Raw genomic sequence first — 22,013 nt, forward strand, 5'->3', positions numbered from 1 at the left:
ATCTCAATAAAACAGTAAACAGTTTTAGCCATCTTTCACAAATCTGCCAAAGCACAAAATTTTTCTTTAGCAACAATTTTTGAAATAACTCTTACTTCTCGATCGAAGGACAGGATATCACTCAAATTTGAGCAACAAACTGGTGAAATCATGGAGTACGTATCAGCAATAATAGTTTCAATATCTGTAAATTTTACCTGTCCTGACAAAAACATCTGCACTGCAACTTCATTAGCAGCATTTACGATGATACAATCGCTGTGTCCAGCATAAACAGCATCAATAATTATTTTCAAACAGGGATATAAGCTAAAATCAGCTTCGTAGAAAGATAATTTACTGATACTGGCTAGATCGACATTACCCACACCCGAATTACTCCGCTCTGGATAAGATAAAGCATAAGACAAAGCTGTTCTCATATCAGGGTACGACATATGTGTCAACGTTACACCGTCAATGTACTCAACCAAAGCATGAACAACACTCTCAGGATGAATAATAGTACCTACACGATCTGGAGATAAACCAAACAACCAGCAAGCTTCAGCAATTTCAAGACCTTTATTAGCCATAGTGGCAGAATCCACAGAAATCTTCCTGCCCATACTCCAACGAGGGTGGTTACAAACCTGTTCTGGAGTCACATCCCCCAGATTAGCAAATGGTTTAGGCCAAAAAGGACCACCTGAAGCTGTTAGAACCAAACGATTGACCGCATCAGAAACAGGAGTAGCAGATCCATCTCTAGACATCAAGCACTGCAACAAGGCAGAGTGCTCACTATCGATAGGGATAACAGTAGCACCCGAACGACGGGCAACCTCCATTAGCACTGGTCCACCGGCAATCAGTGACTCCTTATTTGCGAGAAGAACGACCTTACCTGCCTCCAAAGCCGCATAAGTAGAAACCATTCCTACAACACCAACAATAGATGCCAAAACAACATCGACCTCAGGAAGCGATACAAGAAAAGGCAGATCACTACCTGATAAAACATGAATATCATGACCAGAAAGAGCATCAAACAAAGATCTATAAGCATCAGGATGTTTAACATAAACATATTCAGGACGAAACTTGCAACACTGCTCATATAAAAGCAGCCACTGATCGTTTGCCGATAATCCAACGACACGATACCGATCGGGGTAATGTTGGATCACATCAAGCGCCTGACGACCAATGGAACCAGTCGAACCAGCAATCACAACATTCTTGATCATCTGTTTCCCCTTCATGGAGAACAAGTCAGCAAACAGAACACGAGTGGCATAACGGAAAAATATGAGTCAAACCGATCCAAAACTCCACCATGACCTGGCAACAATTTTCCACTATCCTTACAGCCAACAACTCTTTTCACGGACGACTCTACCAAATCTCCAGTTACAGCATACAAAACAAAAATTGCTGCAACAAAAAAATACAATCCTAGAGTAGCATGGCGAAAAATACCCAATTTCATGAAATCAGAAAAAATCAGCACAACAACAGCAGAAAAATATGCACCGCATAAACCTTCAAACGACTTACCAGGACTAATAAGTGGCGCCAAAATAGTGCGACCGCAAGATTTACCAACAAGATAGGCACAACTATCCATAACCATCACAATAACAATGGCCCAAAGCAAAAATTTGGCACCGAAAAACTTAAATATCCACAATACAGACAACCAACCGGACAATATACACACCATACCCAAAAAATATACCGCCCATGTAAGCCGCCACCTACCGGAATCATATCCCAACAATCCGAAGGGCGCCAACGCCCAAAAACCTGAAAAAACAAAAGCAACTTCCCTTGCCTGAGATTTAGGAAAATACCATGCCAAAATACCGTATAGCAACAATGATGTGGGAATCATAGCGTTAATAAATAACTTCATCCTCGTCAACGATACAAAAAAATTACCCCACTCCCAACAAGAAAGAGCAAAAAAAACTCCAACAAAAACCACCACAGCCAACAAAGAAAAATACCTCAAAGCTAGCAGCAATACCACAATCAATGAAACAGAAGTCAAGAAACGTAACATCAGCTCCATGAAATGAGATTTTCTTGCCAACAACGGTAAACCCTCCAAGGAGTATTTTAGTTATTTAAGGCCGTCCCCACAGACCCAAAACGCCTATTTCTACGCTGAAAAACATCAATTGCATCTGCAAACGCCTGTTCATCAAAATCTGGCCAAAAAATAGGAGTAAAGTAAAACTCTGTGTAAGCTAACTGCCAAAGAAAAAAATTGCTTATCCGGTGCTCCCCAGAAGTACGAATGAAAAGGTCAGGCTCTGGCAAATGGGAAAGACAAAAGTACGGTCGCAAACGCTCTGAACTAACATCGCAAGGGGACAAAAATGGATTGTCAGCAACAAAAGATCTAAAAGCTTGAACTATATCCCAGCGCCCACCATAATTTAGGGCAACATTAAGAAACAAGCGGTCGTTATTTTGTGTTTCTTTCTCAGCCCTGCTGAGCTCGTCCAACAGACCAGCAAAAGGAGTCAAAGAACCCCTGTCTCCAATGAAGGACAATCTAACGCCCTGCTGTTTCAAAAAATCCACCTGCCTACGAACGGCACTAACAAGCAACGAAAACAACGATTCAATCTCTTGATCTGGACGACGCCAATTCTCGGTGCTAAACGCAAACAGAGTCAAGCACGGAACTCCATAATCAAGACAGGAACGCACAACACACTCAGCAGCATCAACACCCCTCCTATGCCCAGACAAACGGGACAACAAACGCTGCTCAGCCCAACGACCGTTGCCGTCCATAACAATAGCTATATGCCGAGGAATAGTGCCAACTAATGACGACTGCGACAAAATACACCCCTGACGAACAATTAAATAGTCATCACTTCCGTTTCCTTATCCTGCATTATTCTATCAATATCATCCACGAAACGATCAGTCAGTTTCTGGATTTTATCCTGAAGATTACGCTCCTCATCTTCAGAAATTTCCTTCCTTTTCATAGAATCTTTCAAGGAAGAATTTGCTTCCCTCCTAATATTACGAATACTCACGCGTCCAAATTCACACTCAGAACGCACAACCTTTGCCAAATCACGACGTCTCTCCTCGGAAAGCAGCGGCATAGGAACACACACCTCAGCACCCCTAGTAACTGGGTTCAAACCTAAATCAGCAGAATCACGAATAGCCTTCTCTATAACTGGAAGAAGATGCTTTTCCCAAGGCTGAATAAGAATGGTTCGAGAATCGCTCAGCGTCAAACTTGCAATCTGCTTTAAAGGAACAGAAGAGCCATAGTATGGAACTAGCACATCCTCCACAATTACTGTACTAGCACGACCAGTTCTGATTTTAGAAAGCGAAGACCTGAGACTATCCAATGCTTTTTCCATCTTCGTTTGAGCAACTTGATATACAGAATCAATCACTAATCAACCCTTTAGCAAATATTCTTTCTAACAGTAGACCAATGTACCTTCAGGTTCGCCACAAACAATCCTAGACAAAGAGCCATGACGAAAAATATCAAACACAATTATTGGCAAATTTTGATCACGACACAAAGCTAAAGCCGTAGCATCCATAACCCGCAACTCTTTAGCCAAAGCCACATCTACAGATACAGAATCATAACGGACAGCATCCTTATAAATATTGGGATCCTTATCGTAAACACCGTCTACTTTGGTAGCTTTCAAAACTATAGATGCTCCTATCTCCGTTCCACGAAGAGAAGCAGCAGTATCAGTAGTAAAGAATGGATTACCCGTACCAGCAGCAAATATGACAACTAGTCCATCTTCTAGATAAGTAATAGCTTTATTTCGCACATAAAGCTCTATAACCGTCTCGATCTGCAATGCAGACATGGAGCGAGCAGAAACTTTCTTTTGTTTAAGAACTTCTCTCAAAATAATAGCATTCATGACAGTCGCTAGCATTCCAACATAATCTGCATCAGCCCTATCCATTCCCAAGCTCACAAGGTTTGATCCCCGGAACATGTTGCCACCACCAACAACAACCCCAACCTGGACTCCCATCCTACAAACGGAAGCAATTTCGTCAGCAATACGGGAAAGAACATCGGGATCAACACCAAAACCACCCTCACCGGACAGAGACTCACCAGATAACTTCAGCAATATCCGCTTATGGCGAACAACATACATAACGACTCCAGAAACTAGCGACCTGTAACTGCTGCCACTTCCTTTGCAAAATCAATCTGCTCTTTCTCAATACCCTCACCAACAACAAAGAGCTGGAAACGACTAATAGTTGTGCCGGTCTTTGAAAGCATGCCAGCAACAGACTGATCAGTATTCCTCACAAAGGGCTGATCCATCAGGCTAACCTCACTCAAAAACTTGGCGAGACGCCCATCAACCATCTTAGCTACAATATCATCAGATTTGCCAGATTGAACTGCTTGTTGACGATAAATTTCACGTTCTCTATCCAAAACATCAGCCGAAATATCATCCCTAGTAACGCACAAAGGACGAGAAGCAGCAACATGCATGGCAACATCCCTAGCAGCAACACTATCACCACTGTAATCCACCATTACAGCAATACGAGAACCATGCACATAGCAGGCCAAAGCACTATCGCTTTCCCAAAATGTAAAACGCCTGACGGCAATATTTTCTCCGATCCTACCAATCAATGCAATACGCATATCTTCTAAAGTACGGCCATCATCAAGAACTAATCCCATCAGCTGCTCTAATCCATCAGGATGAGACTTAAGAATCATAGTTGCAACGGTATTAGAAAATTCAACAAAACTTTCATTTTTACATACAAAATCGGTTTCACAATTTACTTCCAGAAGAACTCCAGAATGATAATCATCCGCTATAAGGCACAAAACAGCTCCTTCTGAAGCAACACGAGAAGAGGCTTTCGTAGCCCGATTTCCTAAACGAACACGCAATATATCCTCAGCTTTATTGATATCTCCATCAGCTTCAACCAACGCTTTCTTGCACTCAAGAAGCGGAGCATCCGTCTTAAGACGCAAATCACGAACCATAGATGCTGAAACTTCACCCATATAATCACCTACCTTCACACTTCAAAAAAATCATTTACTGTTGCTCCGAACTAGAACCAAGCTCATCAGCGCCACTAACTTCAACAAATTCTTCCGAAATACTTGCCACCAAAGAATCCCTATTTTGCTTACGCCCCTCTAAAACGGCATCCGCTATACCTCTGGCATATAAACTAATTGCGCGACCAGAATCATCATTGCCAGGAATAACATAATCTATTCCCTCTGGAGAGCAATTGGTATCAACAACCCCTACAACTGAGATACCCAATTTTTTGGCCTCAGCAATAGCAATTTTCTGATATCCAACATCCACAACAAACAAAGCATCAGGCAAATTAGTCATTGCAGATATACCTCCCAAACTACACCGCAATTTCTCTAATTCCCTCCGTTTCATAAGCATCTCTTTCTTGTGAAGAGATTGAACCTTTTCCTCGTCGGAAAACAACTCCTCCATCTCATGTAAATGTTTAATTGACTGACGTACGGTCTTAAAGTTAGTAAGCATCCCCCCCAACCAGCGGTGGTGAACATACGGCATACCACAACGACTCGCCTCCTCAGCAATTATATCTCTTGCTGAGCGCTTAGTTCCAACAAACAAAACGTATCCATTGTTAGACGACAACCCGGTAACAAAACGGAGGGCATCACGGTACATTTTCACCGTCTTTTCCAAATTTATGATATGGATCCGGTTACGCTGTCCAAAAATATACGGAGCCATCTTGGGATTCCAAAACCTGGAGCGATGCCCAAAATGGCAACCAGCCTCTAACATTTGACGAATAGTCACTTTCATTAATAATATCCTCTAGCAAGGGTTAGGCACTAACATAGGACAGAGAATCCAGCACCCTTTGCTTGCCCTATGCGCGATTTTAAGATACAAAAAGACCAATCATTCTACGAGACTTAGTTGCGGTACGCAAACTACTTTATGAGGTAAGTGGAATAAAAATTAGTCCCTGAACAAACACTAAAGGGGATATGATGTAATTACATGTTTAGTAGAGATAAACTGTAGCGGAGAACATATGTGCAGTGATAGTAATTCTGTTTTAATAAAAAATTCCGACGAAATCAACAAAATGCGTACAGCAGGAAAGTTAGCATCAGAGCTGTTGGACTTTATAACTCCCTACGTCAAGCCAGGAATAACTACCGAGGAATTGGATAAACTCTGTCACAACTACATGGTAGATGTTCAAGAATCCATACCTGCCCCCTTAAATTATTGTCCACCTGGATATACACCTTACCCTAAATCCATTTGCACATCGGTAAATCATGTCATATGTCACGGAATACCTAACAATCGTCCCTTAAAAGATGGTGACATCGTAAACATAGACGTCACAGTAATCAAAGATAGCTATCACGGAGACACAAGCAGAATGTTTTTCGTAGGAAAAGTCACCCCACATGCAATCAGATTGGTTGAAAAAACATACGAAGCTATGTGGATAGGAATAAAACAGGTTAAACCTGGTAACACACTGGGAGACATAGGCCACGCTATACAATCATTTGCGGAGAAAATAGGTTTTTCTGTAGTTAGAGAATTTTGCGGCCATGGAATAGGAAAAAAATTCCATGAAGCACCGCAGGTACTTCACTACGGAAAACCCAAATCAGGCATCCCCTTGGTCGCCGGCATGGTATTCACCATAGAGCCTATGATCAACCAAGGTAGTCGACACATCAAGGTGCTAAAAGACGGATGGACCGTAACCACAAAGGACAGAAGCTTATCTGCACAGTGGGAACACACTGTTTTGGTCACTGAAACAGGGTATGAGGTTCTAACAATTTAGCCGGACACACCCCACAATCGTAATCCACGTCAAAGGGAGAGTCGTGTACAAATTCAACCAAAAATGACCGCCATTTTCCAAGATCAGACGCAGAAAGCGGCAAATTGTATAGTTGAGCCAAACCCGCTGCAAGTGACAAGTAATTCTCAGAGTAAACCCAAGACGAGTCATCACCGAAACCAACCACTCGCGGCAATAAAGTAACGGCATTGATAACAAAATCTAGATCAACTTGACAATAAAAAGCATTCTGAAGTAACAACAAACCGTTTTGCCACCAATAAGAACCTCTTTGACGACAACATAGGGCCATGAGCCCACCCCAAGCGAAAAAGCGGCTATCATCCCTGCGAGAAATAGACCTACCTAACAACAATTGGCTAACGGAAACTACATCTGGAAAATATGGTTTATCCGTATCAATAGTAAATGCCGGAAAAACTATAGGAAGGGAATACATCTCACTCCAAGCCCTCATCTCTTCATCGTTATCTGCATGATGCCCATGTAACAGAAAATTTCTCACCACTTTATCTGTACATGAACAAGCTGATGATACCAATACTGAACCAAACTGATCATCATTAGCAACTGACGAGTACAAAGACTCCTGCAGGATAGCACCATCACGGTAAATGCCACACTCCACCCGTAACCATCGACGCAACCTAACTGGATCAAAAAATTTCTTAGAGGGCCAATTAGCGCGATCAACACACCACTCCATCCTTAGTAATTTATCATTCCAAACTCTTGTTATACCAAAAGGACCAACGTTACACCGAGGAGACTGTCCTGATGATAAAGAATCATTAATCGTCTCCGAGTCAGAAGATGAGCGCCAAATTTGAACCCCAAGTAATGCCCACAAAACCTCAATAAAACGACGCAGCTTAAGACAAGTGTAAGATGCCCCATGACGAAAATCATACAGAATATATTTATTGTTCTGATTACAAAACTTTTTAGACTTCTTCTTGCCAACCTTTGCAGCTAACACTTTCATTGAATCATGATCTACTTCTCGCAATACCATCAACCACAAAGATCCTATACGAATCATGAGTGGGTAACTAACACTATCATCCGCAATTGCTTCGATCAAAAGAGCAACACTACCAATGGTAATCCACGCCGGTGAATATCGTAACTTTTTCCCAAGACGACTAACCAAAAGTCGATAATTGTTACAACCAATATTTTTATAATTCTGCAGAAAATGATGAACATCAGCGGATGAATTAGACAATAAAGCAGAAGCTGCCGCCAAATCAACCTCTCTATCAGTATGAGGAATCCACTGATCACATGACAAAATTAATCCACCAGAAAATTTTTCCGGCAAAATACCTGACACCTCACTCAACTTTTTACACACGGCATCAGATGTAATCGCAACATATTGCCTTACACTAGAACGAATCAACTTCAGCAGGGTAACAAGTAAAACATTACGATCATCTTCTTTTACCCACGGCAATTCTTTCATTCTATTTTCTATCAAATGATGAAACACCAAGAACAGTGACTCAATCTCGCTATTACCGTAATAGGAAACAAGATTTTTTCGCAAACAGCTCTCTTGGTCATCAGTCACAGCATCCATTACTGAAGTCATAGAAATTACTGCTTGCGCCAATAATATTAGCCTTGAAAATGAAGGCAAGACATTGGTCAACCTAAGACAGTAGGAAAAATAGCTCTCTTGATCCAAGCGCTTTAAGAACAATAATCTGTGCTGAAAATTAGAAGAAAAAAGCTCTGCATCTCGATAAGCATCCAAAACATGCTCCCACTCTGTATTTTTTTCCCCTGTTTTAACAAATGGTGGAAAAACACAATCGAGATTATTAAAAGATTTTCTGAGATCATCTATGGATTTATAATCAATCTTATCAGATGAAGTACGTGGAAACTTATTAACCACAGAACGAAACAGATGAACAGCAATGAACCCAAGCCAAGGATCACTCAAGAACAAATCCTGAATAGAGTTAAATAGATCATGTTTAGAAAAAACAGATGCCAAGCGGCAATATGTATCTGTACCAAGGAGCATGAACAACTGACAAACACGCGCATGAATAACATCGCGATAATCTGAAACCATAAAGGAAGAAAGTCGACTATCCACTATGCGACGCACAATAACAACAGTATCTTCGAAAGAACTCCCATCCAAAGAAATAAGAAAAGACACCAACTCATCGTCCAAAGCACTCACATCTGGATTAGGTGCTATAACTTGTGAAAAAATACTATCCTTTAGAGCAACTTCTTCTGTTGTACAAAAACGAGTTAACAATCTTTCTAGAGCTTGCTGTGAAAAAGGAAAATGAAAAAATTGATCGCGAGAAAGCATCCTACCACCAAAAATTATCGCCCGACACATCATACCTGAGTAGTGATGTGATAAGGAAAAAATCATTGAAAAAAGTTACTATTACCGCAAGGTACGCGTACAGGTTATCCCCAAGGTAAAAACCTTTACAGCAACAATTACCATACATCGGACTAACCCTTTGTATCGACAAAAACACGGCCAATAGTAAAATGAAAAGAAAAAATTAATACCATCTTATATAAGTATTTCCCATAGATCTCGGGAATAACTGTATTTACCCAAGTCAATTAGGTTGCCATAATCTCTCTCACAGACAATAATCTAGTGGGAGAGTGTAAAGATGAACATTCGAAGACCCATATACTTTATTTGGTACGATAGAGACAGTAGCAGCATAAGTCGTAGTATAGTTGTGGGAGTATATTATGTAACTCGTCTTTGTTTATTGCGCCTAGAGATTTCCAGCGATAACTATACATTAGAGTAAACTTTGTGTGTTCTTTCCCCGTTAATAAATCAGCTTAGCAGTGTGATTTTTAGGAGTTTTTGATGTGAGCCAAAGATGGTTGGCTATTTGTTTGGCACTGCTTTTCTTTTTATATTTTTGGCCTTGCTTTACTGCTAGAGCCGCTGAAGGTAGCGGCCGTAGTTTTTCTTTCGCTATATACGACCTCGATAATGATCGCTGGATTAAAAAAAAGGACGAACACGCTCCTATGCTACCAGCATCAACCATGAAGCTTGTAACTGCAATCGCGGCTCTTGACACGCTAGGACCGGGATACCGCTGGACCACTAAAATTTACTCTGACAGCAAACCAAATAAGGATGGAAAAGTATCCAAACTTTGGATTGTAGGATCCGGCGATCCCATGTTTCTGGATGAAGACTTTGACCTCATGCTAAATTCTATCTATGAAAGTAACATAAGAAAGATAGATACGTTAGCAATTGACTTGCATCTTTTTGACCACAAATTTCTAAACACACTCGGCGATAAAAATATATTTGCCCCTTACAACATTGGTCCATTTCCATTTGTGGTCAATTACAAAACAACCGAAGTGGACATATTACACCATGGAAACATGGTATTAGTTACTGCTAATAATTACTTACCTGACAGTGTATCAATAGACAGTCGCATAAAATTATCATCAATACCGTGCTCTCAAGCGTCTATAGACGCATACTACCTACCGGAAAAATATAAATCCAAGGGAAAAATTATTGTACGTGGTACTGACTCGGTGAAATGCTCTCATCATGAAATTTATCTTTCGTTCATGACTCACCGACAATACATAGAAAATTTGTTTCGAAAACGTTGGCGTGAAATTACTGGAAATTATCTTATCAGGAGTGTTTTTGATGATGTGCCTAAGAAAAATGCCATTTTAATAGCCACACACCAATCTCATCCATTATCAACAACTTTGATTGGCATGAATAAATTTAGCAACAACCTAATGTCATCTCTGACATTCTTATCGCTGGGATATGCATCTAATGAAAAAAAAGCAACTTTCGAAGCAGCCCACAAAAAATTACTAGCTTGGCTAAAAGAAAAAAAAATAAGTACAAAACACATTGCAATTAAAGATGGATGTGGTATCTCTAAAGATACCCGCGTAACGGTGTATTTCTTATCAGAACTGCTGCGACACGCCTTTCATCAAAAATACTTTCCTGTTCTTCTTAATTCCCTGCCTATCGCTGGAAAAGACGGAACCTTATCCTATCGCTTCAACAACAGCAAGCTAAAAGACCACGCCTTCATGAAAACTGGAACACTAAACAATGTGCGAGCGCTAGCGGGATACTGGAAAACACCAAACAACCACTGGTACAGCTTCGCGGCAATAATAAACTGTAAATACAAATGCAACGATGACGATCTGGCGTGGCTTGACAAAAAAACAGAGAAAATATACATGTCGCTAGTGAAAAATTCCACCAAAGGATAAGTGTAAAGCTCGCCCAAAAAATGGACAAGCCTTACACTTGTAATCTAAAAATCGTCACGTAGACAAAACGACCGGAGTAAAAAGCCAAGTCTGGTTGTTTATACCTACACCCCAATCTTCCTTACAAGCATCAGCAACTATGCTAGAGGAACTAGGATGACCAGGATCACCATCTGAATAGCAGTACACAATACCAATGGAATCAGTAGCTGCAGTCTGATAGGTATCGTACATCAAAAATTTCTGCACAGACCACCCACCCCATGTAGAAACAGTCTGATGAGAAAGCACATAGCCTGCAGTCATCGACAACACTAACTTATCATCTACAGCACTAATAAGATCACCTTGAGCAAACCCAGTACGAGAAAACTCGCGCCACCAAAGCTGGTGCTTTCCTTTATCCGTAAGAGGATCAGCACAAGGTTCTTGAGAATTGGGCTGCATCTCACCAGTAACAGTCACACACAAACCATAATCGGTCCAATTGACTAAATCCCAGTGATGCAACTGCATGTACACATTAGGAGCACTTATTCCTGAATGCGGCAAGGTAAAAAATACGACTCGGGGAGCACGAGAAGAATCACAAGATACGGCATACACAGGCACATTATTAGTGTTACCGGCACTCAAACATAGCTCACTCTTAATATTTTTGATGCGCCCGTGAGGTAAAAATATCCACTGCAAACTAGGATCATTTTTATCGCACTTGACAAAAGATAAAACATCACCCCGATCAGCGTAGCACATAACAGACTTATCTGAACCCTTAAAAGTTATAAGATACTTTTTCCGAGGGTCTTCAGTATTAGTACTAGAAGGCACTATGCTGAGATTACCAATAGAGACCCCTTTACGATTTTCTCGACAGGACATTGAGATAAGGAGCTTAGAACTAGAATTTTCATCTACACCCAAGCAAAGTCCATTACCTGAAGCAAACACCGTCGGAATTCCAATAACACGTTCACTAAAGTACATCATAGTATCTGGGTTTTTAAGTCCTGATTCATCTACTGGATTCGCAAAAGACCCAGCCAAATCAGCCAAACACCAAACCTTACCCATAGCTTGATCATCTATACAAAACTGCGAGGTATGATCTTCAGAACTACCAAGGCTACCAAAACGCCACACCGAAGCTGACGAAGAATTTTTCATACAATCTACCAGAGATAAATGCGGAGTAGTGGTAGATGAAAAAATTGGGACAAAACACTCTGTTGGGTCAATAGCATAATGTAGCTTTTTAGTGAAACCAGAAGGAGAGCTAACAAGATCACTATGGAGTATGGTGTAGTAAACATCAGAGCCTCCAGATCCTGGTTGCCAATCAATATCAACTTTTTTATCTTTATGATGAACAACAGGAACTGCTGCACGATTGGTCTTGGCAGAAATAATGTTTCCTACAGAAGCCCCAGAAAAAGAGTTTACAAACACAGACGAACAATCGGTACCAGTTTGGGTACTGATTGCTCTCCACAGCTGAGAAGGATCATCCGAGAACGCATCAAGCTCCACCACTGAGCCAACCTTAAAATCTCTATTGACAGTCAAGGCTTGATACATATTCGAGGCATCTAATATAGCAAATGCACCGGGACTAGAACGAGATGAGGAAATAAACCAAGCCTGAGAATCGCTTCCATCGAACTTGCTAATTACTAGGTGAGCAGGAACGAGCTTGGTTCCTTTCACTACGGTAATAGCATAATCCTTATCTTCCCCCCAAACAAGGTTAATAAACAAATATTTCGAAGATGGCAAAAAATCAACTCTAGGTATCCATACTTGTTTAAAGCTGAAAACATTCTTATTGTCTAAAAACACACCACCACGATTAGAGCTATTATTTTCCGCAGAGATAAAAAATTCTTCCGACAAAACAGGTTTCAAGAAAACACTACTACATAAAGATTGAGGATCAACCGTAACAGGAGAGTGATAATTAGATTTTGACAACACCGCTTCGGTGCAATTTTCACCAGTTTCAGTATCTTTAGGAACCCAATAATTCCATTCCTTGGGGTGAACCGAACACGATTGGAAACGAAGAATATCGGTGCCTGGGGCTCTATGAAAGTACTCAGTAATTGGAGACAGGCAAACACTAGTTTGTACCTTCTCCTCGGCCACGGGAGAACGTAAAGTAATTACATCTGGCAAACCCTCAACAGGAACAGCCTCCACAATAGACCACGGAGAATAATCCAAAGGCACCAATTCAGCCTGAAACCAAAATGATCCAAAAAACTCTATACCCCAAATCTTACGCTCATTGTCAGCCAGGGAAACATAGAACATCGCCTTACTACTATCAGGTATGATAGAGCTGTACGCGTTAAACAGGGACCACTTTTGCCCCCTTCCGCCAATGTTGTAATCGGCACTTAGAAAGGTTCGCATAAATTCTCGGTCATCAACGCTGATAACATAATCCTTGTTCATATAGTGTGTAAAAAACACATTTTTACACGATGAAGCCGTAGCAGACGAAATGCCCACCACAAACGACACCAGAAACAAGGACAAAGTTTTAATAAAATCAAGCATTTGACTATTCCCCCCTGTACAATGACGCAAAAACATGCGCACATACGGCAATAATACAACATATCAGTAAAAAAAATACATAGGCCCCTTGCACATAAAAGCAATTACAAGAGCTTAGAGTAAAAAATTATAAGTTATAATTGTAAAACCGTCCCGAGCCACAGACCAACACGATTTACCATTTTCAGATAATTGGTAACCGACCATGAAATGCCTGTAATACCTAAATGCAACAGACAACACAAAGCTGCAACCTAGGCAAACTCCCCATGGTACAACAAATGGAATTAAATCCGTATCATCGATATCCCAATAAAGAACTCATTTTTCAAAAATCACAACCATCATGATTGTAATTTACGCCCATTTTTATCATCATATACGTAGTAAAATAATTCACCTGGACGCACTAAACCCAATCGGTAACGAGCTCGCTCAATCAATACATCCTGTCGACCACGCATCAAATTTTGAACTTCGGCCTCTAGCCTCCTGTTTCGTCTCAACAAGGTCTCGTTATAGGAAATCCAGGTGCTGAGCTCCTCTTGGCGAGACCAAGACTTTAAAAGCCCTTCCTTACCAAACCACAGAGAGTACTGAGCAACGGCGATTAAAACAAGCAAAATAATTGTAATTAGATTGCACCTTATAGTCATCAATTTTTAAGCCACGAGAATGCAGTTTTTCCTGAAAAATAACAACTTTCACCAAGATCTTCTTCTATACGTATCAGCTGATTGTACTTAGAAGTCCTATCTGCCCTACAGGGAGCACCTGCCTTAATTTGTCCAGCACTCCAAGCAACAGAAAGATCGGCAATAAAACTATCACTAGTCTCTCCAGAACGATGAGAAACAACCGTACCATAACCGGAACGACGAGCTAAAAAAAAGGTCTCAAACGTCTCAGTTAAAGTCCCAACCTGATTAAGCTTCAGCAAAATAGCATTAGCAGAGTGAGTATCAATACCCCTACGCAGGAAAGAAGCCTGTGTAACAAAAAGATCATCACCCACGAGCTGCACTGTATCACCCAAGCGCTGGGTCAACAATTGCCAACCCTCCCAGTCGCTTTCAGCCATCCCATCTTCAATGGAAACAATAGGAAATTTACCACAAAGATCAACTAAGTATGAAGAAAAATCGCTTGAGCTAAGCTCATCACCAGAAATTTTATACCGACAATCACTGAAGAACTGGCTACTAGCACAGTCCAAAGCAATCCACACATCTCTCCCTGGCTCAAAACCAGCTAGATGCATAGCATCCATCAATAAACTCAGTCCCTGCTCAATACTACTCAAGTGAGGAGCAAACCCTCCCTCGTCACCAACCATAAATGAAAGACCGATTTCTCTAAGCTTAGTTTTTAGTGATTGAAAAATCAAAACACCGCAGTGCAAAGCATCACGAAAGTAATCACCACAGACAGGAACAATCATCATTTCTTGGAATGGCAATCCATTATCAGCATGCACACCGCCATTGATTATATTCATCAAGGGCACTGGCAACTGCATAAGTCCACAACCTCCTATATACCTGGTCAACGGCAAATTACTTGCAGCAGCTGCTGCTCTGGACACAGCCAAAGAAATAGCCAACAAAGCATTAGCACCCAATCTAGCTTTGCCCTTAGAATGATCAAGATCTACCAGCAACCGATCAATATGAACCTGACAGCTGGGATCCATACCCAACAAAGCATCGCGAATTTCACCTCGTATATGCTCAACAGCACCTTGAACACTCTTTCCCTGATAGTAGTTCATATCCCCATCGCGCCACTCGCAAGCCTCAAATATTCCAGTTGAAGCGCCTGAAGGAACACTAGCACGACCAACAATGCCAGAATCCAAAACTACATCAGCCTCAACAGTAGGATTGCCTCTAGAATCCAATATCTGGCGTGCTCTAACATCAGCAATCTTGTGGGGCATAACGCTCTTCCTCCATTACCCTTCCCTCTCTAGTACATGAAAAAATCTGTGCTGCTCTGATAAAACTGATAAACAAGGGATGACTAGAAAACGGTGAAGAAGTAAACTCCGGATGAAACTGACAAGCCAAAAACCAGGGATGATCTGGTATCTCAACTACTTCACAAACCCCATCAGGAGAGCGGCCACTAACAACCAAACCAGCTTTCTCTAGTACAGGAATGTAGGTACCGCTAACCCTATATCTATGGCGATAACGCTCAAAAACATCCTTAGAATCATAGGCATTAGCAACTAGAGAACATTGAGTCAGAACAATCATCTGCTCTCCCAACCGCATCGTACCGCCTATTCCTGAACACTTGTCTCCCTTCATCAAGGTCGTCATTGGATAAGGAGTAGTAGCAAAAAATTCTACGCTATGTGCACCCTTCAAATTACAAACATTGCGGGCATACTCAATAACCGCCAACTGCATACCCAAGCAAATTCCCAAAAATGGGATCCCACTTTCTCGCGCATGCTTAATTGCCAATATCTTACCCTCAATTCCACGAGACCCAAATCCACCGGGAACTAAGATGGCATCAGCGGCAGAGAAAAAATCACTACTACAATCCTCCAGTTCCTCAGAATCAACATACGAAATGGATATATTACATCCAGTGTGAATACCCGCATGAATCAAAGCTTCGCGCAGAGACGTATAAGACTCATGGTAATCGATGTACTTTCCTACCAAAACAAGATTTATATCCTGCTTAACATCATTCATTCGGTTCAAAATGTCATGCCATGATGACAGATTCGGAGACGAATCACAAAGCCGCATCCGTTTACAAATAAGCTCATCCAATCCTTGTTCATGTAGAACCAGAGGAACACGGTAAATCGACTCCACGTCATACGCGGAAATAACGGCATTCTGGGGTAAATTACAGAACAGCGCCATCTTTTTGCGATGTTCGTCTGAAACAAGCTTAGAGGACCGAGTAACCAAGGCATGTGGCTGTATCCCTATCTCTCTCAAATGGCGCACAGAGTGCTGAGTAGGTTTTGTTTTTAACTCTCCAATAGACAGTGATGGGACCAAAGTCAAGTGAACGAAAAAAACATCATGGGAGTCAACTTCCAAGCTCATTTGCCGGATTGCCTCTAAAAATGGCAGCGACTCAATATCACCTACAGTACCACCGACTTCAACAACCGCTAAATCGTAGTCCCTAGCAGCTAGATTAATAAAATACTTTATTTCATCTGTAATATGAGGAATAACTTGAACCGTTTCACCCAAATACTGACCAGAGCGTTCCTTAAAGATAACAGACTCATAAATTTGACCAGTTGTAAAATTATTTACACGGGACATTTTTACGCCAGTAAACCTCTCGTAATGCCCTAAATCCAGATCTGTTTCTGCACCATCAGCAGTAACAAATACTTCGCCATGCTGGAATGGATTCATAGTTCCAGGATCAACATTAATGTAAGGATCCATCTTTATGTTGGTAACGGACAATCCACGCGAACGCAAAAGTGAACCTAAAGAAGCAGCTGTAATCCCTTTTCCTAAAGAAGATACAACGCCACCAGTAACAAAAATATACTTAGCCATAAGAAGTTGGGAAAGAGCGCGGCCCTGTTGGCGTGGACCAACAAAAAAGCCTTGATTAGTATTATCCGACGTCTTCTCAAGCCACGAAATCATCACAACGCCAGTACCTACGATTGCTACAAAACAAAGTAATAAAGTAGTATTATACCGTTAGAAAAGAAAGCAAACACCATGATTAGTTACTTTTTCAAGCTCATGTTTACTATCGCGGCTTTTGTTGTTGCGATTTGGCCAGCATGGGCAGAAGAACAGGCGCCGTCAATAGATGTTGACCCTGATTGGTCATTAGTTGGTCATTTGGCCTTATCGTTTATCGTCATTATAGTTTTGATTATGCTGTTCCGACTATTTCTGATGAAGTGGCAGCCCCTGCGTGCAAATCCCAGGCTTCCCATTCGCGTCATCGGTGGTGTTTCCCTAGGGTCGCGTGAACGGGTCATAGCGGTTGATATTGAAAGCGAGCGTTTCTACTTGGCGGTTTGCCAAGGAAACATTAGTGTAATTCATCATTCGTCATCTTCTCGATCGCAGAATTCGGAAGTCACTGCTGAAAAAGAACTGTCCGATAAATTTCGAGAGTTGATAAAGGGTAAGGGTTGACGCCTCAGTTTTTTAATAGAAAGAACTGAAAGGCAAACCAGTGATGCGATTAGCACACCTGTGTCCCCATGGAACCTCTGAAAAGGAGTCTTTCCACTATATCCTGACACGACCGTCTCTAGAACAGCGGCTTGAAATAATGGCAGTGACTTTGCATTACCATCAACACCGATGTACCCAGTTGGACCGGAATTACTGATAAACAAAGTGGGACGACCGTTTTCCAAAGATCGCATTTGCCCAACCTGGAAGTGCATATGTGGTGCAGCGGAGCGACCGAACCAAGCATCATTGCTCATAGTCAGCAAAATAGTAGCAGCCTCCCCTCGATCGCGAACATAATCAGAGAATGCATTCTCATAGCAAATATTACCGGCTATGGCCTCTTTATCCAAAAACATAGGAGGCTGGTGATCATCACCGGAAGAGTAGCTTCTTATTTTTGATACCCAAGGATTTAAAAATAACCTCAACCATGGCCATTGGTACTCTCCTAAAGGCAGCAAAAAAAACTTACGATATACTCTATCCACACAACCACTGGGATTAACAAGAACCATAGAATTATAGTAGAGTCCATCAACCCTCTGATGTACTCCTGAAATCAAGTATGGAGCACGATTAAAATTACGAAACAATCGTTTCACCAATTTTGACCAAAAAACATCTGATGGTTCATCAACAGTAAAAGGAATACCTGCCTCTGGAAAAACAACCCAATCAGCACTAGAGAAATTATTCATCAACAACTGATATCTAAGAATAACTTTAAAAATGGTAAGTGGAATATCATCACTTATGGAAGACACCGGCAAATTGGGTTGAACTAGCAAAACCTTGTGAGAAGATCCGGCAATTTTGTGGGTCCAGCTAACTCCCCTAAGAAACATAGACAACAAAATGAATATAAAAAACAAAATTGATCTTGGAAAAATAGCCTCCCGTCGAAAAACAACACGATAAAAACTAGCACAAAAGAATATCATTATAAAATTGATACCATTCATGCCTAAAATTGGCGCCCATACGCTAAGTGGGCTAGGTGGAGTCTGAGAATACCCGAAAGAAAACCATGTGCCACCAACAGCATAGTGTGAGCGCAAGTACTCACTTACAGCAAAAGAAGCGGCAAAAGCCAGAGGCGAATGATCTAAGGTAAAACTTAATACGAACCCTGGCAAAAACAAGATAATTACAAAACTAAAAAACAGGCAAACCGAAATCATCAGCCACACCGACGGCACACCTGTAAAGCTGTGCATAGCATCCACTATCCACAAGGAAGCGGACAACATAACCGAAATGCAGAAGGTAAAAAATACCAGAACTGATAACTTTAAAGATGAGGCAGTTACAAAGGAAGAGTAGAGCACAACTATGCATATGGGAGTCAACCACCAAAAGCAAAGAGGATAAAAACTCAAAACATACATGCCACCAGATAAGCACGCCAGAATACATCTAAATAGAAATGACTCCTTATAATCACGAAGAACTTGAAGGAACACGCTCAATCCTCAGAGAATGCAAACGCCTCGCATCAGCCTGAATAACAGAGAATTTCCAACCATCAACAAAAATTAACTCTCCTCGTTGTAGTACCTTACCCGCATGATGCAATATTAATCCGCCAACAGTATCAAAAGAATCATCCAAAAAATCCGATCCTATAGCTTCATTAAGTGCCGCAATCTCAACGGATGCCTTAACACGCCAACTACCATCATCGTCACACACTATATCATCACCTGGCTCATCGAAATCGAACTCATCCTCAATATCACCAACTATCATCTCGAGAACATCCTCGATGGTAACCAAACCACTAACACCACCATATTCATCTACCACAATCGCCATATGATACCGCTTCATTCTGAAATCCCGCAGCAACAAATTAAGTGGCTTAGATTCCGGAACAAAAACTACTGGACGAACATTGTCGTGCAGATCAAAACCATCTTCTGAAAGACTACGAATAAAATCTTTTGCCAAAAAAATACCCACAACTGTATCTTTTTTGCCATCTACAACAGGAAAACGGGAATGTCCGGTATCGAGAATAACAGACAAAATCTGCTGATTGGTCCAAGATATATCGATAACCTGCATCTGTGTACGCGGAACGAGTATATCTGTAACAGTCATATCCGAAACATGTAGCGCCCGCTCAACAAATAGGGCATCATCAGAGCCGATAATGTTATTATTTGAGAAGAATCTGACCACCCGCACCATAAAGTACCGTGCAGTCTTTGTCTGAAAGGATCTAGCAAGACAAGCCACAAAAAACCACAGCAACCTAGGCCGCCATCCGCCTAGTCGTGATGAATCATCGCCTTCAGTCATATGTCCCTAATGTATCGAGTCGAAAGGCAATGATAGCACAAAATTTTTAATCTTCAGGAAAGACCGATATATACGTACACTAGCAATACTAAATTTTCCAGTACCTACCAAGAGGCACAATCATGAGTTTTTCCGCATTAGAGAAAAAGTCCCTATTTTTCATATCGCTTCTCTATGTTTTCAGATTATCAGGTAATTTCCTCATATTACCCCTTTTCGAGCCTTACTCTAGATCTCTATCTGGGGAAAGCAATGCCTTACTAATAGGATTAGCTCTAGGAATATTTGGGTTTGGTCAAGCTGTCATGCAGCTTCCACTGGGGTGGCTATCAGATAGAGTCGGCAGAAAAATAATCATTATTTCCTGCTTGTCAATATTCTCAGTAGCCACGTATGGGTGTTTCATTGCAAAATCAATAGGTGAATTAGCCCTAGCTCGCCTATTGCAAGGATTGTGCGCTTATTCGTCAGTTCTATCTGCTTTGATGGCAGACTATACTCAACCCAAAAATCTAACAAAAGCATCAGCATTAATTGGCGTAATAATAGGAATAACATTCATATCCTCATTCAGTGCTTCACCGCTTATTGCTCGTCACACTGGAATTAAGAACATATTCTTGATAATAATTTTTCTATCATTTCTATCTCTAATAGTAACCACCTTATTTCTACCCCCTGAACCACCAATAAAAGACATTTCTCAAAAACCTAGTTTTAAGCTTTCCGTCGCAATATTTCATAAAACACCATGTCTGTGGCTCATTACTTTCTCATTTATGACATTACACGCCGTTTTATCAGCATGCTGGATGGTATTTCCAACAACTCTGTCAGGATTGGGTTACTCCCTTGGACAGCAGGGAAAAGTATATGGTTCGGTTATGATTTCATCATTCGTTGTTATGGTTGCACTAGTACTGCTAGCTGAAAAAGCTAAGAGTAAGCGCTTGACAATAGTTAGTGGATTTACCCTTATGTTCATCGGTCAATCTACATTATTTTTTGCTGTACATAAAAAATTGTTATTCATAATAGCAATGACTGTTTTCTTCTCTGGATTTAACTTGCTGGAGGCATACCTCCCAGCAACTATGGCTCGCCTAGCTCCTAAGAAAATACGCGGAACGGCAATGGGTATTAGCAGTACAGCGCAATTCATGGGAATTTTCATGGGAGGCCTACTATCAGGGATAATTATTCGCTACTTACCTAATAGGAAAACAATATTTTTTATCAATGCTCTTGTATGTCTCGTTTTCTCCTGGGTAATTTGGTTACAATGGAATACTTATTCCAAACAAACAGAGGAGAAAAACCGTGGCTTCAATGAATAAGGTAATGTTAATTGGACACTTAGCAGCAGATCCTGAAGTTAGGTTTACAAGTAATGGTGACCCTGTTGCTAATATACGCCTTGCTACTAGTTCATCATGGAAGGATAAAACTACTGGAGAAAAGAAAGAACAAACTGAATGGCACAGGGTAATATTCTTTGGCCGTCTAGCAGAAATTGCTGGCGAATACCTAAAAAAAGGCAAAATGGTTTACATAGAAGGCAGACTGCAAACCCGCAAGTGGCAAGATCAGAGCGGTCAGGATCGTTACACAACTGAGATCATAGCGTCAGAAATGAATATGCTAAGCAGCAAATCTCAGGATCAAAGTGATAATTCCTCAACTGATGCAACTATGATGGCTGCTAGTGCCAGTAGCACAACCCAGTTTGCCGGTATTGATGACGACATTCCGTTCTAATGA

The 22,013-nt window shown here is 41.1% G+C and carries 20 protein-coding genes; 6 read left to right on the forward strand and 14 right to left on the reverse strand.

The genetic code is table 11. The annotated features are described in order from the left end of the window. Positions 1–35: 35 nt before the first annotated feature. The 7 genes from dxr to rpsB all read right to left on the reverse strand — a co-directional run bounded on the left by dxr (position 36) and on the right by rpsB (position 5,861). Positions 36–1,229, reverse strand: a complete 1,194-nt coding sequence (gene dxr / locus Arg41_RS00555) for a 1-deoxy-D-xylulose-5-phosphate reductoisomerase (protein ID WP_157722200.1) — start codon at positions 1,227–1,229, stop codon at positions 36–38. An 11-nt stretch (positions 1,230–1,240) separates the two neighbouring features. Next, the gene (locus Arg41_RS00560) at positions 1,241–2,047 is read right to left on the reverse strand and encodes a phosphatidate cytidylyltransferase (RefSeq protein WP_157722201.1); all 807 of its coding nucleotides are present in this window, start codon (positions 2,045–2,047) and stop codon (positions 1,241–1,243) included. A gap of 56 nt (positions 2,048–2,103) precedes the next feature. Continuing rightward, positions 2,104–2,841 (reverse strand): polyprenyl diphosphate synthase, encoded by a 738-nt coding sequence (uppS, locus tag Arg41_RS00565; protein ID WP_092343110.1) that lies wholly within the window; start codon positions 2,839–2,841, stop codon positions 2,104–2,106. Between the two features lie 20 nt (positions 2,842–2,861). Further along, positions 2,862–3,386, reverse strand: a complete 525-nt coding sequence (gene frr, locus Arg41_RS00570; RefSeq protein WP_092343128.1) for a ribosome recycling factor — start codon at positions 3,384–3,386, stop codon at positions 2,862–2,864. Between the two features lie 63 nt (positions 3,387–3,449). Continuing rightward, on the reverse strand, positions 3,450–4,166 hold the full coding sequence (gene pyrH / locus Arg41_RS00575; protein ID WP_092343111.1) for a UMP kinase: 717 nt from the start codon (positions 4,164–4,166) through the stop codon (positions 3,450–3,452). A 14-nt stretch (positions 4,167–4,180) separates the two neighbouring features. Beyond that, a complete protein-coding gene (tsf, locus tag Arg41_RS00580) occupies positions 4,181–5,056 on the reverse strand; it encodes a translation elongation factor Ts (RefSeq protein ID WP_092343112.1) in 876 nt (291 codons plus the stop codon). Between the two features lie 34 nt (positions 5,057–5,090). After that, complete coding sequence (rpsB, locus tag Arg41_RS00585) at positions 5,091–5,861, reverse strand: 30S ribosomal protein S2 (protein ID WP_092343113.1); 771 nt, start codon at positions 5,859–5,861, stop codon at positions 5,091–5,093. A 235-nt stretch (positions 5,862–6,096) separates the two neighbouring features. Between rpsB and map the strand changes: the two genes are divergently transcribed. Continuing rightward, positions 6,097–6,876, forward strand: a complete 780-nt coding sequence (gene map / locus Arg41_RS00590; RefSeq protein WP_092343114.1) for a type I methionyl aminopeptidase — start codon at positions 6,097–6,099, stop codon at positions 6,874–6,876. On the opposite strand, the gene Arg41_RS00595 is transcribed toward map, so the two are convergent. Then, entirely contained in the window at positions 6,842–9,271 is a 2,430-nt protein-coding gene (locus tag Arg41_RS00595) for a hypothetical protein (RefSeq protein WP_172792636.1), read from the reverse strand. The genes map and Arg41_RS00595 overlap by 35 nt on opposite strands. A gap of 289 nt (positions 9,272–9,560) precedes the next feature. Between Arg41_RS00595 and Arg41_RS07795 the strand changes: the two genes are divergently transcribed. Then, positions 9,561–9,707, forward strand: coding sequence for a hypothetical protein (locus Arg41_RS07795; RefSeq protein ID WP_157722202.1), 147 nt, complete (start codon positions 9,561–9,563; stop codon positions 9,705–9,707). A gap of 64 nt (positions 9,708–9,771) precedes the next feature. Then, positions 9,772–11,187 carry a D-alanyl-D-alanine carboxypeptidase/D-alanyl-D-alanine endopeptidase gene (dacB, locus tag Arg41_RS00600; RefSeq protein ID WP_092343116.1) on the forward strand — a complete coding sequence of 472 codons (1,416 nt, stop codon included), beginning with the start codon at positions 9,772–9,774 and terminating at the stop codon, positions 11,185–11,187. A gap of 54 nt (positions 11,188–11,241) precedes the next feature. Here the strand turns inward: dacB and Arg41_RS00605 are convergent, their stop codons facing one another. The 4 genes from Arg41_RS00605 to pyrG all read right to left on the reverse strand — a co-directional run bounded on the left by Arg41_RS00605 (position 11,242) and on the right by pyrG (position 17,303). Further along, complete coding sequence (locus tag Arg41_RS00605; RefSeq protein ID WP_092343117.1) at positions 11,242–13,749, reverse strand: hypothetical protein; 2,508 nt, start codon at positions 13,747–13,749, stop codon at positions 11,242–11,244. Positions 13,750–14,093: 344 nt separating this feature from the next. Then, positions 14,094–14,405 carry a septum formation initiator family protein gene (locus Arg41_RS00610; RefSeq protein WP_092343118.1) on the reverse strand — a complete coding sequence of 104 codons (312 nt, stop codon included), beginning with the start codon at positions 14,403–14,405 and terminating at the stop codon, positions 14,094–14,096. After that, entirely contained in the window at positions 14,405–15,688 is a 1,284-nt protein-coding gene (eno, locus tag Arg41_RS00615; protein ID WP_092343119.1) for a phosphopyruvate hydratase, read from the reverse strand. The genes Arg41_RS00610 and eno overlap by 1 nt, the downstream gene beginning before the upstream one ends. Continuing rightward, positions 15,669–17,303 (reverse strand): CTP synthase, encoded by a 1,635-nt coding sequence (pyrG, locus tag Arg41_RS00620; protein WP_092343129.1) that lies wholly within the window; start codon positions 17,301–17,303, stop codon positions 15,669–15,671. Before pyrG ends, eno begins: the two co-directional genes overlap by 20 nt. Positions 17,304–17,474: 171 nt before the next feature. Between pyrG and Arg41_RS00625 the strand changes: the two genes are divergently transcribed. Then, the gene (locus tag Arg41_RS00625; RefSeq protein WP_092343120.1) at positions 17,475–17,903 is read left to right on the forward strand and encodes a flagellar biosynthetic protein FliO; all 429 of its coding nucleotides are present in this window, start codon (positions 17,475–17,477) and stop codon (positions 17,901–17,903) included. Here Arg41_RS00625 and lnt read toward each other — a convergent pair. Both lnt and Arg41_RS00635 read right to left on the reverse strand, forming a co-directional pair. Continuing rightward, the gene (gene lnt, locus Arg41_RS00630; protein WP_092486613.1) at positions 17,810–19,411 is read right to left on the reverse strand and encodes an apolipoprotein N-acyltransferase; all 1,602 of its coding nucleotides are present in this window, start codon (positions 19,409–19,411) and stop codon (positions 17,810–17,812) included. The two genes, Arg41_RS00625 and lnt, sit on opposite strands and share 94 nt — an antisense overlap. Further along, on the reverse strand, positions 19,389–20,252 hold the full coding sequence (locus tag Arg41_RS00635; RefSeq protein ID WP_242641358.1) for a CorC family transporter: 864 nt from the start codon (positions 20,250–20,252) through the stop codon (positions 19,389–19,391). Before Arg41_RS00635 ends, lnt begins: the two co-directional genes overlap by 23 nt. 122 nt (positions 20,253–20,374) lie before the next feature. On the opposite strand from Arg41_RS00635, the gene Arg41_RS00640 reads away from it, so the two are divergent. Both Arg41_RS00640 and Arg41_RS00645 read left to right on the forward strand, forming a co-directional pair. Beyond that, entirely contained in the window at positions 20,375–21,589 is a 1,215-nt protein-coding gene (locus tag Arg41_RS00640; RefSeq protein WP_092343131.1) for an MFS transporter, read from the forward strand. Further along, on the forward strand, positions 21,573–22,010 hold the full coding sequence (locus Arg41_RS00645; protein WP_092343122.1) for a single-stranded DNA-binding protein: 438 nt from the start codon (positions 21,573–21,575) through the stop codon (positions 22,008–22,010). The genes Arg41_RS00640 and Arg41_RS00645 overlap by 17 nt, the downstream gene beginning before the upstream one ends. Positions 22,011–22,013: the final 3 nt, after the last annotated feature.

Source organism: Candidatus Ichthyocystis hellenicum, from assembly GCF_001460935.1.
GTDB classification, from domain to species: domain Bacteria; phylum Pseudomonadota; class Gammaproteobacteria; order Burkholderiales; family 2013Ark19i; genus Ichthyocystis; species Ichthyocystis hellenicum.